Raw genomic sequence first — 261 nt, 5'->3', positions numbered from 1 at the left:
GACCAATGCCATCGTCACCTCGCTCACCGTCACGCCTTCACAGGTCTTAGTCGCGAAAGGTCAAACACAACAGTTACTTGCAACAGCGACCTACAGTGATGGGACCTCATCAGATGTCAGCCGTTCGGTCACGTGGACACCGGATGAACCACAGACAGCAACGGTCACGCCTACTGGTTTATTGTCTGGGGACACAGTCGCCACCACGACGGTTGAGGCTTTCCTAGACGGAGTCACCAGTAACACAGTGGACGTGGAGGT

At 55.2% G+C, this 261-nt stretch carries 1 protein-coding gene; it reads left to right on the top strand.

The window, feature by feature from the left end:
• A partial coding sequence (locus AB4589_RS25225) for an Ig-like domain-containing protein (protein WP_372101939.1) occupies positions 1-261 on the top strand: 261 nt, incomplete at both ends.

It is taken from the genome of Vibrio sp. 10N.222.49.A3 (assembly GCF_041475145.1).
Taxonomy (GTDB): domain Bacteria; phylum Pseudomonadota; class Gammaproteobacteria; order Enterobacterales; family Vibrionaceae; genus Vibrio; species Vibrio tasmaniensis_A.
Note: the sequence above shows the minus strand (reverse complement) of the source record. Positions and strands in the feature narration are given on the sequence as shown.